This is a genomic window from Limosilactobacillus caviae (assembly GCF_014635905.1).
Taxonomy (GTDB): Bacteria; Bacillota; Bacilli; order Lactobacillales; family Lactobacillaceae; genus Limosilactobacillus; species Limosilactobacillus caviae.
The window spans coordinates 46,610-61,704 of record NZ_BMDS01000002.1; the positions used below are offsets into that span (position 1 = coordinate 46,610).

At 39.4% G+C, this 15,095-nt stretch carries 17 protein-coding genes; 14 read left to right on the plus strand and 3 right to left on the minus strand.

Features of this window, described 5'->3' with window-relative positions:
- Nucleotides 1-72 precede the first annotated feature (72 nt).
- The gene (locus IEU90_RS02880) at nt 73-276 is read left to right on the plus strand and encodes a hypothetical protein (RefSeq protein WP_153710601.1); all 204 of its coding nucleotides are present in this window, start codon (nt 73-75) and stop codon (nt 274-276) included.
- Between the two features lie 137 nt (nt 277-413).
- On the opposite strand, the gene IEU90_RS02885 is transcribed toward IEU90_RS02880, so the two are convergent.
- Both IEU90_RS02885 and IEU90_RS02890 read right to left on the minus strand, forming a co-directional pair.
- Nucleotides 414-1,358, minus strand: coding sequence for a diacylglycerol/lipid kinase family protein (locus IEU90_RS02885; protein WP_153710600.1), 945 nt, complete (start codon nt 1,356-1,358; stop codon nt 414-416).
- A gap of 204 nt (nt 1,359-1,562) precedes the next feature.
- On the minus strand, nt 1,563-1,775 hold the full coding sequence (locus tag IEU90_RS02890; RefSeq protein WP_153710599.1) for a DNA-directed RNA polymerase subunit epsilon: 213 nt from the start codon (nt 1,773-1,775) through the stop codon (nt 1,563-1,565).
- A gap of 137 nt (nt 1,776-1,912) precedes the next feature.
- On the opposite strand from IEU90_RS02890, the gene IEU90_RS02895 reads away from it, so the two are divergent.
- On the plus strand, nt 1,913-2,389 hold the full coding sequence (locus IEU90_RS02895; RefSeq protein WP_153710598.1) for a hypothetical protein: 477 nt from the start codon (nt 1,913-1,915) through the stop codon (nt 2,387-2,389).
- 99 nt (nt 2,390-2,488) lie between these two features.
- Here IEU90_RS02895 and def read toward each other — a convergent pair whose 3' ends face one another.
- Nucleotides 2,489-3,049, minus strand: a complete 561-nt coding sequence (gene def / locus IEU90_RS02900; RefSeq protein ID WP_153710597.1) for a peptide deformylase — start codon at nt 3,047-3,049, stop codon at nt 2,489-2,491.
- A gap of 256 nt (nt 3,050-3,305) precedes the next feature.
- On the opposite strand from def, the gene pdhA reads away from it, so the two are divergent.
- The 12 genes from pdhA to IEU90_RS02960 all read left to right on the plus strand — a co-directional run bounded on the left by pdhA (nt 3,306) and on the right by IEU90_RS02960 (nt 15,040).
- On the plus strand, nt 3,306-4,412 hold the full coding sequence (pdhA, locus tag IEU90_RS02905) for a pyruvate dehydrogenase (acetyl-transferring) E1 component subunit alpha (RefSeq protein WP_153710596.1): 1,107 nt from the start codon (nt 3,306-3,308) through the stop codon (nt 4,410-4,412).
- 2 nt (nt 4,413-4,414) lie between these two features.
- Entirely contained in the window at nt 4,415-5,392 is a 978-nt protein-coding gene (locus IEU90_RS02910; RefSeq protein WP_153710595.1) for an alpha-ketoacid dehydrogenase subunit beta, read from the plus strand.
- Nucleotides 5,393-5,425: 33 nt separating this feature from the next.
- Nucleotides 5,426-6,742 (plus strand): 2-oxo acid dehydrogenase subunit E2, encoded by a 1,317-nt coding sequence (locus tag IEU90_RS02915; RefSeq protein ID WP_153710594.1) that lies wholly within the window; start codon nt 5,426-5,428, stop codon nt 6,740-6,742.
- Nucleotides 6,743-6,748: 6 nt separating this feature from the next.
- Nucleotides 6,749-8,176: a dihydrolipoyl dehydrogenase gene (gene lpdA / locus IEU90_RS02920; protein WP_153710593.1), complete on the plus strand. Its 1,428-nt coding sequence runs from the start codon at nt 6,749-6,751 to the stop codon at nt 8,174-8,176.
- A gap of 137 nt (nt 8,177-8,313) precedes the next feature.
- On the plus strand, nt 8,314-8,607 hold the full coding sequence (locus tag IEU90_RS02925) for a UPF0223 family protein (protein ID WP_153710592.1): 294 nt from the start codon (nt 8,314-8,316) through the stop codon (nt 8,605-8,607).
- Complete coding sequence (locus tag IEU90_RS02930; RefSeq protein ID WP_188357693.1) at nt 8,600-9,373, plus strand: inositol monophosphatase family protein; 774 nt, start codon at nt 8,600-8,602, stop codon at nt 9,371-9,373. Before IEU90_RS02925 ends, IEU90_RS02930 begins: the two co-directional genes overlap by 8 nt.
- 111 nt (nt 9,374-9,484) lie before the next feature.
- Nucleotides 9,485-11,329 carry a translational GTPase TypA gene (gene typA, locus IEU90_RS02935; RefSeq protein WP_153710591.1) on the plus strand — a complete coding sequence of 615 codons (1,845 nt, stop codon included), beginning with the start codon at nt 9,485-9,487 and terminating at the stop codon, nt 11,327-11,329.
- 93 nt (nt 11,330-11,422) lie between these two features.
- A complete protein-coding gene (locus IEU90_RS02940; RefSeq protein ID WP_182597925.1) occupies nt 11,423-12,646 on the plus strand; it encodes an FtsW/RodA/SpoVE family cell cycle protein in 1,224 nt (407 codons plus the stop codon).
- Nucleotides 12,639-12,923 (plus strand): YlbG family protein, encoded by a 285-nt coding sequence (locus IEU90_RS02945; protein WP_153710590.1) that lies wholly within the window; start codon nt 12,639-12,641, stop codon nt 12,921-12,923. The genes IEU90_RS02940 and IEU90_RS02945 overlap by 8 nt, the downstream gene beginning before the upstream one ends.
- Complete coding sequence (rsmD, locus tag IEU90_RS02950; RefSeq protein ID WP_153710589.1) at nt 12,920-13,477, plus strand: 16S rRNA (guanine(966)-N(2))-methyltransferase RsmD; 558 nt, start codon at nt 12,920-12,922, stop codon at nt 13,475-13,477. The genes IEU90_RS02945 and rsmD overlap by 4 nt, the downstream gene beginning before the upstream one ends.
- 5 nt (nt 13,478-13,482) lie before the next feature.
- Nucleotides 13,483-14,004 (plus strand): pantetheine-phosphate adenylyltransferase, encoded by a 522-nt coding sequence (gene coaD / locus IEU90_RS02955; RefSeq protein ID WP_153710588.1) that lies wholly within the window; start codon nt 13,483-13,485, stop codon nt 14,002-14,004.
- On the plus strand, nt 13,988-15,040 hold the full coding sequence (locus IEU90_RS02960) for a SepM family pheromone-processing serine protease (RefSeq protein WP_153710587.1): 1,053 nt from the start codon (nt 13,988-13,990) through the stop codon (nt 15,038-15,040). Before coaD ends, IEU90_RS02960 begins: the two co-directional genes overlap by 17 nt.
- Nucleotides 15,041-15,095: the final 55 nt, after the last annotated feature.

Sequence of the window (15,095 nt, forward strand, 5' to 3'; positions counted from 1 at the left end):
GTGTTATCTTACTTATATTGCAATTCCAGTATTGCTCTAAAAATATTTCACATTTATTGGGGAGTGTTAGATATGAGTAACAAACATGAAATTGAAGAAGATTTATACCGTGCGCAGTCTCGCTTAGATGATTTATGTAAACAAGAGGGACAGCAGTGTGCAGGCACCCAAACTGTTACTATTCAGCCAAAATATGGTGAAGAGATGCAATCCTTGCGTGAGGAGTGTAGTCAGTTACGAATTATTTTAGAAGCGATGGAAGCTTCTGAGGATTAAATTATAAATATGACCAAAAATAAAGCGTGACAGGAGCTATTCGTTGCTTCCTCCTCACGCTTTTGTCGTAAAAAGTATAAATAATAGGGTTCCAGAAATTGGCTTTACCAACTGCTGGAACCCTATTTGTATTTTATCTATTTCCGTGTTTGCCAAATTGGGTATTGTGTTATATCGAGAGCAATGTCAATAAATCGATTACCCATTTCTTCCCCGTCCGTCTGACTAAATTCAAGTGAAGTAGTTGTAATATGAAGGTTATTACCTTGAAAATGGTGAGCAAACCGTGATTGATCAAGTTTTCCCCTTGTCAATTGAAGTAATTGCCAAGTAGTTAGCGGCCAGTTTTTTCGTTCAGCAACCACTAACTCTAGTGATGGCTTAGTTAGCGAGGCATGAGGGGCAACTCTAAAACCACCGCCAATGAATGGATGATTACTAGCAATTGCAATATATGCTTTGGGAAAAATAAATCGCTTGCGATCCTGCTGAATCATTAATGTGAAAGGCTCCTGATCATACATAACCCCGATTGCCTTTTGCAAGTAGGTAAATCGACCAATATGGTTCTTTTTATGACGCGACTTAAAAGTATTAGCACGACTAACAATCGCAGCATCAAAGCCAATTCCTAAATTATTAAGGAAGTAGCCATCTTCCCCGCGAATTGCTTCATGGTAGTGGCCAATATTAATGAACCGCGATTTGTTGGCGGTCAAAATCTGATTTAATGCTTGGTGCGGATGTAAGGAAATTCCATAGGCACGAGCAAAATCGTTACCGGTACCAGCAGGAATATAGCCAACAGGGAGAGGTGCTTTATCTAATTGCTTAGCGGTTTTCATTAAGCCATTAACGACTTGATGTAGTGTTCCATCACCACCAATTGCGATAACGATAGATGAAGTCGTAGAATGCGATTGAGCAATTTGACTTGCAAGGTATTCTCCATGATTAGGATACTTAGTCGTTTCTATATGATAATCGATTTGTTGTTGATCTAGAAGCGGCTTGATAGTGGCCCATGCCTTTTCAGCATTGCCATTACCAGCATGACGGTTGAGGATGATGGAATAATTCATCAATGTTCCTCCTTTGATAATGCTAAAAAGCGAAGAATAAGAGAATGGGGAATAGACCTCCCTAACAAAACTGGCACAGTACAAACTGTTTATCGTTTCCAATCTTGTAGTTGGTTTCCACATTATCTTACTAATGTTTGTTAAATTGTTGAGGCTGGGAGAAAATGGTTGCTTTCTCCCAGCCTCGCGGTTAATAATTAAAGATTAAAACGTCGTTAGCTTGAAATTAGGGTTTTGCTTTTCGTATGCAAGGGCCTTTTCATCAAGTTGTTCTACAAATTCGATATTATAATCTGTATTATGTTCAACCATTAATAATGCTTCAGCTTCTGAATCGGCTTCAAGGTATAATGATTGAGTATTTTCACGAACCGGACGTTTAGTCTTATCAGCTTGGTAGTATACTTTAAAAGTCATACTGTTAAAAACTCCTTAATTAAAGATATTATGCAGTAATTTACCTTACTTATTCTATCACATATGACCTAATGTGTCCTAAATTTTCCTAACATGGTATTATTAAATAAAAGTAAAGGTCAAAGAGGTGTTTGGAAATGAGTATATTTATAATATGCATTATTGCGGCAATAATTGTTATTATCCTCTATCTAGCAATTCACCGGTTAGTTCTTAACCGTGCAACAATGATGGTTAGAAATAATGCACAAAAGGTAACTGATACGGCCTTAAATGATTGTTTAAAGAAATCTCTTCATTGGAATAAGAGCCTGGACTCGCAAATTGTTGCAGATGTATGGGGGAAAGGTGTTCTTGCGTTTGAATATCACTTTGACTATAAAAAGGATGATATTAGCTTGGACGACTTTACTAAACAAAAATTAGCAAGTTTGCTTGATGAGTATGCAAATCAACATCATTTGCAAACGGCGCCTAAAGCTAAGCAGGCATTTGTAATAACTGATTGGTGGACTTATGAGGGGATCCTTCACATTGACATAGCATATTTAGTTAATGAAGCAACAGTTGAATATATTGATGATTTAAAACGCTTAAATCAAAACAGTAAATAAAGAAAATAACAAAATGAAGTGCCCGGTAATTGTTAGATAGAAGCCTAACTATTACCGGGCGCTTTTTATATGGATAATACAGTTCTCAAGTGCTTTTTGCTAACTGATCATTACCGTATCAGCAGGAGCTTCAAATGGTTGTTCTTTATTGATGTGATCATAAAAAAGAACACCATGTAAATGATCGATTTCATGCTGGCAAACAATTGCCGGATAGTGCTTTAGCCGAACCTTATGTGTTTCACCATCAACATCTTGGTAACGTAAAGTAATTCGATCATGACGTGGGACGTATCCCGGAACGTCTTTATCAACTGAGAGACAACCTTCGCCTTCTGTAAGTGCACCGTATTGAACGGATTCGCTAACAATTACTGGGTTAATAATTACATCCTTGAATAATGGATCGCCATCTTCATCTGGTGAAGGGACTAATACTGCAGCCATTTGTTTTGAAACGCCAACTTGTGGAGCGGCAAGCCCAACGCCGGCCCGTAATTTATATTTTTCACATAACTCGGGATCTTGGCTAACTTCTAGATACTGCATCATATCTTTTGCTAATTTTTGGTCTTCATCAGATAGAGGAAATGAGACCTTAGCAGCCCGTTTGCGCAAAACAGGGTTGCCATCACGGGTAATATCTTTCATTAAATACATTACTCACTATACCTCCATTTAAAAATTCGTCATATATTAGTCTATCATATCTACCAGAAATTGCTAATAAAGATATATTTAGTTAAAAGAATATCATTTTATTAACGGAAACGTTTACTTTCGACAAGAAATTGCGACATTTTCGTTGATTAAGTTCATGAAAGCGCTTGTATTATTCAAACAATCAGTTATACTAGAAATGTAGGTAGGCAATCGCTTACATGATGTTAATTGGATTTGGAAAGGAATGTTAAATATGGCCAATACCAAAGCTGTTAATTTTGCTGAGATTAAAGCCAATGAAGGGGCTCCATATGCAAAGCCTGTACAGATTCTTGATGAAAACGGTAACGTTGTAAACAAGGACCTAATGGCTAATTTCAGTGATGATTTATTAGTTGATTTAATGAAGAAAATGGTTTGGGAACGTGCTTTGCATGAACAAACGATGAGTTTCTCTAAGCAAGGTCGTTTAGGCTTTTATGCACCAACCTGGGGTGAAGAAGCATCTGAAATGGGAACTGCTGCTGCATTTAAGAAGCAAGACTTCTTATTCCCAGCATACCGTGACTTGCCACAACTAATTCAACACGGGGCAACAGTTGCTCAAATGTACTTATGGTCAAAGGGGCACATCAAAGGAAACCTTTTTGATGCACGCGCTCTTCGTCCACAAATTATTATCGGTGCCCAAATGGTCGAAATGGCTGGTGGTGCACTTGGAATTAAGAAAAATGGTGAAGAAGATACTGTTGCCTATGCTTATACTGGTGAAGGTGGTTCTTCACAAGGTGATACTTATGAAGGAATGAACTTTGCTGGGGCATTCCAAGCACCTGCCGTATTTATTATTCAAAATAACGGTTGGGCTATTTCATTCCCACGTAAATTACAAACTGAAGCACAAACAATTGCACAAAAAGGTGTTGCCGCTGGTATCCCTGGTGTTCAAGTTGACGGAATGGATGTTTTGGCTTGCTATGAAGTTGCTAAGGAAGCTCGTGAATTTGCTGCTGCCGGTAATGGTCCTGTATTAATTGAAACGCTAACTTACCGGTTTGGTGCACACAGTTCTGCTGGTGACGATCCTAGTCGTTATCGGACAGATGAAGAAACAAAGCCATGGTTTGACAAGGATCCGCTAATTCGGCTTCGTAAGTACTTGACTAAGAATGGTCTTTGGTCTGAAGAAGAAGAACAAAAGTATACTGACGAATGCAAGCAAAGCTTTAAGGAAGCAATGAAGGAAGCTGACTCTGTAGAACCAGAAAAGGTTAGCGATATGCTGAAGCGGACATTTGAAGTTCCAACTCCAGATATTAAAGAACAAATTAAAAAGTACGAAGAAAAGGAGTCGAAGTAATCATGGCTAAAAAGACTTATATCAAAGCAATTACTGAAGGTATTGACATTGCTTTAGCCGAAGATCCTAAGACTTTAGTATTCGGTGAAGATGTTGGTAAAAATGGTGGTGTTTTCCGGGCTACAAATGGTCTTCAGGAAAAGTACGGTGTTGACCGGGTATTCAGTACACCACTTGCCGAATCAGGTATCTTAGGGATGTCAATTGGACTAGCAGCTACTGGCTGGCGTCCAGTTCCAGAAATTCAATTTATGGGCTTTACATTTGAAGCAATGGACTCAATTGCAGCTCAAATGTCACGGATGCGTTTCCAATACAATGGTACTCGCCATGCACCAATTACCATTCGGACTCCTTATGGTGGCGGAACCCATACTGCTGAATTACACGGGGATGATCTTGAAAACTTCTTCGTTGGTATTCCAGGATTACGGGTTGTTGCTCCAAGTTCAGCATATGATGCCAAAGGATTAATTATTTCAGCTATTGAAAATAATGATCCAGTTCTCTTCCTTGAGAACCTCCGTCTTTACCGTTCTGTAAAAGGCGAAGTTCCAGATGATAAATACACGGTTCCGTTGGATAAGGCTAATGTTGTCCAAGAAGGAACGGATGTAACGATTATCGCTTATGGTGGGGAAGTTTCTGAAGCACAAAAGGCTGCTAAGAAGTTAGAAAAGGATAATATTTCAGCTGAAATTATTGACTTACGTTCGCTTTATCCACTTGATACAGATACAATTTTTGAATCGCTTAAGAAGACTCACCGGGTTGTTATTGCTCAAGAAGCACAAAAGATGGCTGGCGTTGGTGCACAAGTAGCTTCAGCAATTTCTGAAGGGGCAATTATGTACCTTGACGCACCAGTTACCCGAGTTGCAGCTCCTAACTCAGTTTACCCATTCCCACAAGCCGAAAATGTATGGCTTCCAGGAGCACGTGAAATTGAGGATGCCGCACGTGAAGTAGTTAACTACTAATAGAGTGTGGATTAGAAAGGAAGATAATACGATATGGCATATATTTTTAGATTACCAGAAATGGGTGAAGGTTTAACTGAAGGTGACGTTGCATCTTGGCTCATTAAAGAAGGTGACAAGATTAAGGCGGATGATGCTTTAATCGAAATCCAAACTGATAAGTCAACTACTCAGTTGGTATCACCAGTTGATGGAACCGTTACTAAGTTATTTGTTAATGAAGATGACCATGTAGAGAAAGGCGACAAGCTTGCTGAAATCGATGATGGTAAGTCTGAAACAAGTACGAATGTAGAAGTTGAAGATAGCGATGATGATGAAGCACCAGCAGAGGAGCCAAAAGAAGAGGCACCAGCTGCTAAAGAAGAAAGTGCCGCACCAGCTCAAGGGGGAGTTGCACCATTAGCTGAACCTAATAAGTTAGTAATGGCAATGCCTTCTGTTCGTCAATATGCACGTGATAAGGGTGTTGATATTTCTCTTGTCCAACCAAGCGGTAATCATGGACAAGTCCTTAAAGAAGATATTGACAACTTTAATGGAGCTGCTGCAACCGCACCTGCTAAGAGCGAACAAACTGCTACATCAGCTGCTCCTGCTAAAGCTGCTGGAAACACGATTAAGCCATACGAGGGTGCTGGTGAAGATGCGGAAACGCGTGAACCATTGTCAAGCATGCGGAAGATTATTGCAAAGAATATGCGTAAATCCGTTGAAATTAGCCCAATGATTACATTGTTTGATGATGTTGAAGTTTCTAAGTTAATGGCTCAACGTAAGAAGTACAAGCCAGTTGCTGCAGAACAAGGTGTTCACTTAACCTTCTTACCATATGTAGTTAAGGCGTTAGTGGCAACGATGAAGAAGTTCCCAGAGTTTAACTGCTCAATCGACGACAGTACAATGGAATTAGTTCAAAAGCATTACTACAACATTGGGATTGCTACAAATACTGATCATGGTCTATATGTACCGAACATCAAGAAGGCTGATTCAAAGAGCATGATTGAGATCGCTAAGGAAATCGCGGATAATGCTCAAGCAGCCGAAGATAATAAGTTGAGCCCAGACTCAATGGCTGGTACATCAATGACGATTTCTAACATTGGTTCAATGCGTGGTAAGTGGTTTACTCCAATTATCAATCAACCAGAAGTTGCTATTTTAGGTGTTGGTACAATTGCTACTGAACCTATTGTTAACGAACAAGGTGAGATTGTTGTTGGTCACATGATGAAGCTATCATTGACTGTTGATCACCGGTTAATTGATGGTGGTTTGGGACAAAATGCCCTTAATTACTTGAAGAAGTTATTGCATGACCCTGAATTGCTTGCGTTGGAGGCTTAGGATAATATGGCTGATGTTGAACAAAAAGATACAGTAATCGTTGGTGGAGGTCCTGGTGGTTATGTTGCCGCTATTCGTGCTTCTGAATTAGGACAAAAAGTTACTTTAATTGAAAAGGGTGATCCAGGTCTTGGCGGTGTTTGCTTGAATGTGGGCTGTGTCCCTTCAAAGGCACTTATTGCGGCAGGACACCGTTATCAACAAACACTTGATTCTTCAGTTTATGGAATCTCAAAGACCGATGCCAAACTAGACTTCACAAAGACCCAAGACTGGAAGGATCACAAGGTTGTTGACCGAATGACTCGTGGTGTCAAGATGCTCTTAAAGAAGCATAAAGTTGAAATTATCGATGGGGAAGCAATCCTTGATAATGATCACCAGCTTCGGGTTATTAAGCCGGGTCCTAAACAATTTATGGACAACGATAATGGTCGGACAATTGCGTGGAAGAACCTAATCTTGGCAACCGGTAGTCGTCCAGTTGAAATCCCTCATTTTAAATTCGAAGGTCGGGTTATTGACTCAACTGGCGGACTTAACCTTAAAGAAGTGCCAAGTGAACTAGTTGTTATCGGTGGTGGTTACATTGGTACTGAATTAGCAGGGGCATATGCTAACTTAGGAGCACATGTAACAATTATTGAAGGTACAGACTCAATCCTAGGCGGTTTTGACCATGATATGGTTGATATTGTTGTTAAGAATCTTGAAAAGAAGGGTGTTGACATCGTAACGAAAGCGATGGCTAAGAACTCTCAACAAGATGATGACAGCGTAACCGTTACTTATGAAGTAGATGGTGCAGAAAAGAGTATTAAGGCTGACTATTGTATGGTATCAGTAGGTCGTAAGCCAAATACTGATGACTTTGGTCTTGACATGACCAGTGTTAAACTCAATGACCACCATCAAGTAATCGTTGACCAACAGGGGCGGACTAATGTACCTGGTATTTGGGCAATTGGTGATATTGTTCCAGGACCTGCTTTAGCTCATAAGGCGTTCTTTGAAGCAAAAACCGCTGCAGGAGCAATTTCAGGCAAGAATACAGCAAATGACTGGGTTGGCGTACCAATGGTTTGTTTTGCTGATCCTGAATTGGCTCAAGTCGGCATGACGCCAGATCAAGCAAAGGATAAGGGTATTGAAGTATCAACAGCTCAATTCCCATTTGCTGGTAACGCTCGTGCGGTTTCTCTTGATTCACCTGAAGGATTTATTCGCCTTATTTACACTAAAGATAAGAAGAACGTTATTGGTGCTCAAGGTGTTGGCCCAGGAGTAAGTGATCTTGCAGGGGAACTTTCATTAATCGTTAACTGTGGAATGAATGTTGAAGATGTTGCTTTGACAATTCATCCGCACCCAACATTGAATGAACCGGTTCAAGAAGCTGCAGATATTGCACTTGGGTTCCCAACTCATATTTAACAGAATCTTTCCTAAAAATTAGTTCAGGACGAAAAATATTCGTTCTGAACTTTTTTATATTCTTTTTATTGTCCTTAGTTTCTAATTTTTAGATTGGATTGTATAATACAAGTAGCAAAATAATGGAGGGTCAAAGAATGAATTCACAAAACTATAGTTATCCGCTTGATCCATCATGGACAACTAAAGAAATGGAGCAGGTAATTGCCATGTTCCGGGCGGTTGAAGATGCTTATGAAGTCGGCATTGACCGCAGTAAAGTCTTAGACTGTTACCGTACGTTTAAGCAAGTTGTTCCTTCAAAAGCTGAAGAGAAGCAACTTGGCCGAGAATTTGAAAAGAGTTCTGGCTATGTTCTTTACCAAGTTGTAAAAGCAGCGCAAGAATCGTCAGATAAGAAGATTAAAATGGTTGGGCGAGAAAATGATTAGTATTAAAGAGTTAGATCAGCAAGCCCAGCAAATAGTTCGTCAGGCGGGTCAAAACGCATTTGAAAAAATGGGAGAAGACTATCAGGTCGATATAAAAACAAATTATACGGATTTAGTAACGACAATTGATCGCGAAAATGAACAGTTGATAAACAATCAATTGCGTAAAATTGATCCAGATAGTCAGATTCTAAGTGAAGAGGGATTTGGTGACCGCCAAATAACTAACATGCAAGGACATGTGTGGATTGTTGACCCCATTGATGGAACAATGAATTTTGTCAAACAGCACAATAATTTTGCTGTTATGCTGGCATTATATGTTGATGGCAGTCCGGTACTTGGTTATATTCTTGATGTAATTAACGGCCGCCTTTATCATGGACGTCGTGGGGATGGTGTCTATGTTAATGATAAAAAAATTAATCAGCCAGCGAACCTCGGTCTACGTGAAAGTCTTTTAGCAATGAATAGAACGCTAACTTTGAGCGGTAACCCATCATTGAAAGAAATCGCACAAGAAGCAATTGGCTTAAGAATGTATGGCAGTGCTGGAATTGAAATGATTGATGTAATTACTGGGCAGCTGGGTGCTTATATTTCTAATTTAAAGCCATGGGATCTTGCTGCTGGCCGAATGTTGGCAGAAGAATTAGGCTTAGTTGTGAAATCAATTGACGGTCGATCCATTAATGTGTTATCATCTAATCTTGTATTAGTAGCAACGAGGCAGGTTAGTCGAGACATTCGACAGATCATCAATTAGTTGTCGAGGCTGTGACCGCGATGTCACAGTTTTTTTATGAAATTGGCTATTGATAAGCCGCTGCTGTTCGACTTAATAAAATAATGATATGACGAAAGGGAGAATCAAGTTTTGAAAACTCGTGACGACATTCGTAACATTGCGATTATTGCCCACGTTGACCATGGTAAGACTACTTTGGTTAACGAAATGTTAAAGCAATCAGATACTTTACCAGAACACTTTTCAATTGAAGATCGTGCGATGGATACTAACGCTATTGAACGTGAGCGTGGTATTACTATTCTTTCAAAGAATACTGCTGTTAAATATGAAGGCCACCAAATTAATATTTTGGATACACCAGGACACGCTGACTTCGGTGGTGAAGTTGAACGTGTTATGAAGATGGTTGATGGTGTATTGCTTGTTGTTGACGCATTTGAAGGAACAATGCCTCAAACACGGTTTGTTCTTAAGAAGGCACTTGAACAGCACTTAACACCAATCGTTGTAATTAATAAGGTTGACCGTAAAGGTGCACGTCCTGAAGAAGTTGTTGACGAAGTACTTGACCTCTTTATTGAATTAGGTGCTGATGAAGATCAACTTGACTTCCCAGTTGTTTATACTTCTGCAATGAACGGTACTTCAAGTTATGATTCAGATGTTTCTACGCAAGAACACACCATGAAGCCATTATTTGATACCATCATCAAGACAATCCCAGCACCAATTGACAACTCTGATGAACCGCTTCAATTCCAAGTTGCCATCTTGGATTACAATGATTTCGTTGGTCGAATTGGTATTGGTCGCGTTGTTCGTGGTAAGATCAAGGTTGGTGATAACGTTACTGTTATGAAGCTTGATGGTACCAAGCATAATTTCCGTGTTACTAAGCTTTTTGGTTTCTTCGGTTTGAAGCGTCTTGAGATTCAAGAAGCAAAGGCTGGAGACTTGATTGCTGTTTCAGGGATGGAAGATATTAATGTTGGTGAAACTGTTACTGATCCAAACCACCCAGAAGCACTTACTCCATTACGAATTGATCCGCCTACGCTTCAAATGACATTCCGGACTAATGATTCACCATTTGCCGGCCGTGAAGGTAAGTTTGTTACTGCTCGTCAACTTGAAGATCGCTTACGTCATGAATTACACACAGATGTTTCATTACGTGTTGATGACACTGATGAACCAGGTGCATGGACTGTTTCTGGTCGTGGCGAGTTACACCTCTCCATCTTGATTGAAACAATGCGTCGTGAAGGATATGAACTTCAAGTTTCTCGTCCAGAAGTTATTTATCGTGAAATTGATGGTACAATGTGTGAACCATTTGAAGAAGTTCAAATTGATACACCAGATGAGTACACCGGTGCCGTAATTGATAGTTTAGCTAAGCGAAAAGGTGAAATGAAGAACATGGAACCTTCTAAGAACGGTCAAACTCGGTTGATTTTCTTGGCACCTTCACGGGGATTAATTGGTTACTCTACAGAATTTATGACAATGACTCGTGGATACGGGATTATGAACCATACTTTTGAAAAGTACGCCCCAGTTATTAAGAACTGGAACCCTGGTCGTCAAAAGGGTACCCTTGTTTCAATGAATGCTGGTAAGGCTACTACCTACGCAATGATGGGTATTGAAAGCCGTGGACAGTTATTGATTGATCCAGGTACGGAAGTATATGAAGGTATGATTGTTGGTGAAAACAGTCGTGAAAATGACATCACTGTTAACATCACCAAGGGTAAGAACTTGACAAACGTTCGTGCTGCAGGTTCAGACGAAATGGCTCATATCAAGACTCCTACTCACTTCTCCCTTGAAGAATCACTTGAATTCTTAAACGAGGATGAATATTGTGAAATTACACCTGAAAATATTCGTCTTCGGAAAAAGATTCTTAATACTAATGCACGGGAAAAGGAAGCAAAACGTCGTCGTGCTGCTTCACGGAAGTAAATATTTAAAAAAGCTTGGGAGGCTGACTGGCTTCTCAGGCTTTTTTTTGTTGTATAATAATGATTGTATTTTATCTTTAGGTAGGTGCACTTTGTGAGTAAAAAGAAACTAAGATTCCGTAAGATTCGTTCTGTATGGAATAATATCCGCTACCTTGATTATTACATTTTGGTCCCATACCTTGCTTTATGTTTGATTGGGATTGTAATGGTCTATTCTGCGAGTGCTTCCATTGAGATGCAAAATGGTGGATCACCGCTAGGATATCTAATAAAACAAACAATATATGTCTTAATAGGTGTAACGGTAATGGCAATTTTAGCTAATTACCCTTTAAGACATTACCGTACGCCGAAGTTTTTGCGTGATTCAACGTTAGTGGTCGGTGCGCTCCTTGTAATCGTACTAGTATTTAGTAGGGCGGTTAATGGGGCAAAGGGCTGGATATCTTTAGGATTCTTTAATATCCAGCCAGTTGAAATCTGCAAATTATATTTTATTTTGTATTTGTCAGATCGCATGGATAAAATTCGTCAACGTGGACAGCATTTTACGACTGATGCTAAAGGACCCTGGCTAATTGTAATTGTATTTCTTGGCTTAATTGTGATTCAACCTGACATCGGGGGGATGGCAATTAATGCCGCAATTATTGCTATTATGCTTTTAGCAGCTGATTATAAGTGGGGATTTGGATTAGGGATAATTCTTGTGCTACCTGCTGTAGGTTATCTGGGCCTTGAAAGACTAGTGGAAACTGGAATGCTTCAGGGTGGCGGATATCAAGTTGCTCGTTTTGTCGCGTTCTTAAATCCGTTTGGAAATGCGAGCGGGTCAGGAAGCCAATTAGTTAACTCCTATTACGCAATCAGTAACGGTGGCGTGTTTGGTGTTGGTCTTGGAAATAGTATCCAAAAGTTAGGATATCTTCCAGAACCAAATACCGATTTCATTATGTCGATTACTAGTGAAGAACTAGGATTAGTAGGTGTTACTGTGATTTTGGTTACCTTATTATTTTTGATTTGTCGGATAATTCAGGTTGGGGTCCGTGCTGACAGTTTATATGAAACATTGATTTGCTACGGCTCTGCTACATTCTTAACGGTTGAAACACTTTTTAATATTGGTGGGGTTCTCGGCTTATTGCCGATTACAGGAGTTACTTTTCCATTTATTAGCTATGGTGGTTCAAGTATGTTGATCTTATCAGCTACTGTCGGAATTGTAATGAATATTAGTATGCAGCAAAATCGTGAACGGTTAGTGATGGGAAAGCCATTTATTCCAGAAGCGGGAGGCGAAAAGGATGTTTAAATTAATTCCGCGTCGATCGCTAATAATTTATATTAATAATAACCGTGTAATTCGGGCACTGCGTCATTATGGTCAAATTGATTACATTTCACGCCGAATGCATTATGTGGTAATGTATGTAGACCAGAGTGACGTTGAAAAGATAAAGGAAAAGGTAAGTCGATTACGTGCGGTAAGAAAAGTCGAATTATCAGCACGCCCAGATTTAGATCCAACTTTAACGGATCTTGAAGTAACAGGGCTTTATCGACTACATGATGAGGATGATAAGAAATGAGAGTAGTTGCAGGAGACTTTGGTGGTCGTAAACTTAGTGCTGTTCCTGGAATGACAACACGACCAACAACAGATAAAGTGAAAGAAGCTTTATTTAATATTATTGGTCCTTATTTTGATGAAGGAACAAGTCTTGATTTGTATGCGGGAAGTGGCGGTCTAAGTATTGAAGCTGTTTCACGTGGTATCAAGCGGGCAGTTCTTGTTGACCGTCAGTATCAAGCAATTAAAACGATCAAAAAGAATATTGCTGTTACAAAGCACGAGGAACAGTTTGATGTCTATAAGATGGATGCCCATAAAGCATTAAATTTATTTAAAAAAGATGGTTTAAGATTTAATTTAGTATTTTTAGACCCTCCATACGCTAAGCAACAAATTGTTAATGACTTAACAAAAATGGTAGAGAATGATTTGCTGGCAGATGATGCCATTATAGTTGCCGAGACTGATCAAAATGCAAATTTACCAACTGATTTATCCGGATTTAGATTTATTCGTCGGCAAGAATATGGAATAACGGTATTGACTATTTATCAACGTGAAAGGAAGTAAGAATAATGAAAGTTGCAGTATTTCCAGGATCCTTTGACCCATTAACTCTTGGACACTTGGACCTAATTAAGCGGGGGAGTGCCCTGTTTGATCAATTGGCAGTTGCGGTTATGACAAACGAGAGCAAGAATCCATTGTTTACCGTGGAAGAACGAGTGGCGCAAATTAAAGAAGCAGTTAGCGGATTAGATAATGTTTCTGTTATTACAACAGAAGGTTTAACAGTTAACCTTATGAATCGGATTGGTGCCGATTATTTAATGCGCGGTCTCAGAAATACAACCGATTTTCAGTATGAACGGGATATCGCGGCAATGAATAACTTTTTGGATGATCAGTGCGAAACGGTCTTCTTCCTTGCAAAGCCAGAATATCAGCATTTATCAAGTAGCTTACTAAAGGAAGTCACATCAGCTGGTGGTGACATTTCTGCTTACTTACCAGCCAATATTAACGAAGCATTGAAAAAACGGCTAGCAGAACGCGAAATGTTACGGGTTAAGCAAGATAATGAAGAAACAAGATAATGTAATATTACGACGAATCGGTGTCGTTTTAGGACTGGTTCTACTATTAGGATGTTTCCTGTTTTGGCCGTTAAATTCATACATTGAAAGTCCCGGTACGGCAGCTGATTTACAATCATTTGTAAAAATAAAAGGGCATCCAGATCGCTATAAGGGTAGTTTTATGTTAACTTCGGTCGCAATTCAACGTGCTCACCCAGCTACTTATTTATATGCGAAAATGGTACCATATATGTCGATTGAAAGTGCCGATGATGTAACGGGTGGACAAAATAGCGCAACCTTTGACCGTGTCCAAAAGTTTTACATGGATAGTTCAATTAATGAGGCAATTGCGGTAGCTTATCAAGCAGCGCATCAGAAAGTAGATCGGCATTATTTAGGGATCTATGTTCTTCAGGTCCAGCCTAATTCCAAATTTAAACGTGATATTCATGTCGGCGATACAATTACTAAGGTTGATGGACGACACTTTAATACGGCGCAAGGATTTCAAAAGTACATTGCTGCTAAAAAAGTTGGTACACCATTAGCAGTTACCTATACTCGCGATGGTAAAACTAAAACGGTAACCCACCCACTAGTCAAAATTGCCAATACCAATAAAACCGGAATAGGGATTATTTTAACGAATAACATGCAGGTAAAAACAAAGATTCCGGTTAAGGTTGATGCTGGGCAATATGGGGGGCCTTCTGGCGGACTGATGTTTAGTTTGCAGATTTATCAACAAATTAGCGGTAAAGATTTACAGCATGGTCGTAAAATAGCTGGAACAGGAACAATAAGTTCAGATGGAACAGTAGGTGAAATTGGTGGTATTGATAAAAAGGTGATTGCTGCCCATCGTGCTGGCGCAACAATTTTCTTTGCTCCATATATCAAGCCAACAAAAGAAATCTTAAAATATGAAGAAGGCCATATGACCAATTATCAAATGGCGAAAAAAGCAGCTAAGAAATATGCTCCAGGAATGAAAGTTGTTCCAGTAACTTCTTTTGACGAAGCTGTAAACTACTTACAGACACATAAATAACTAAAAAAGTGTGATACCAGAATTGGATCACGCTTTTTTAATGCAAAAATTAAAT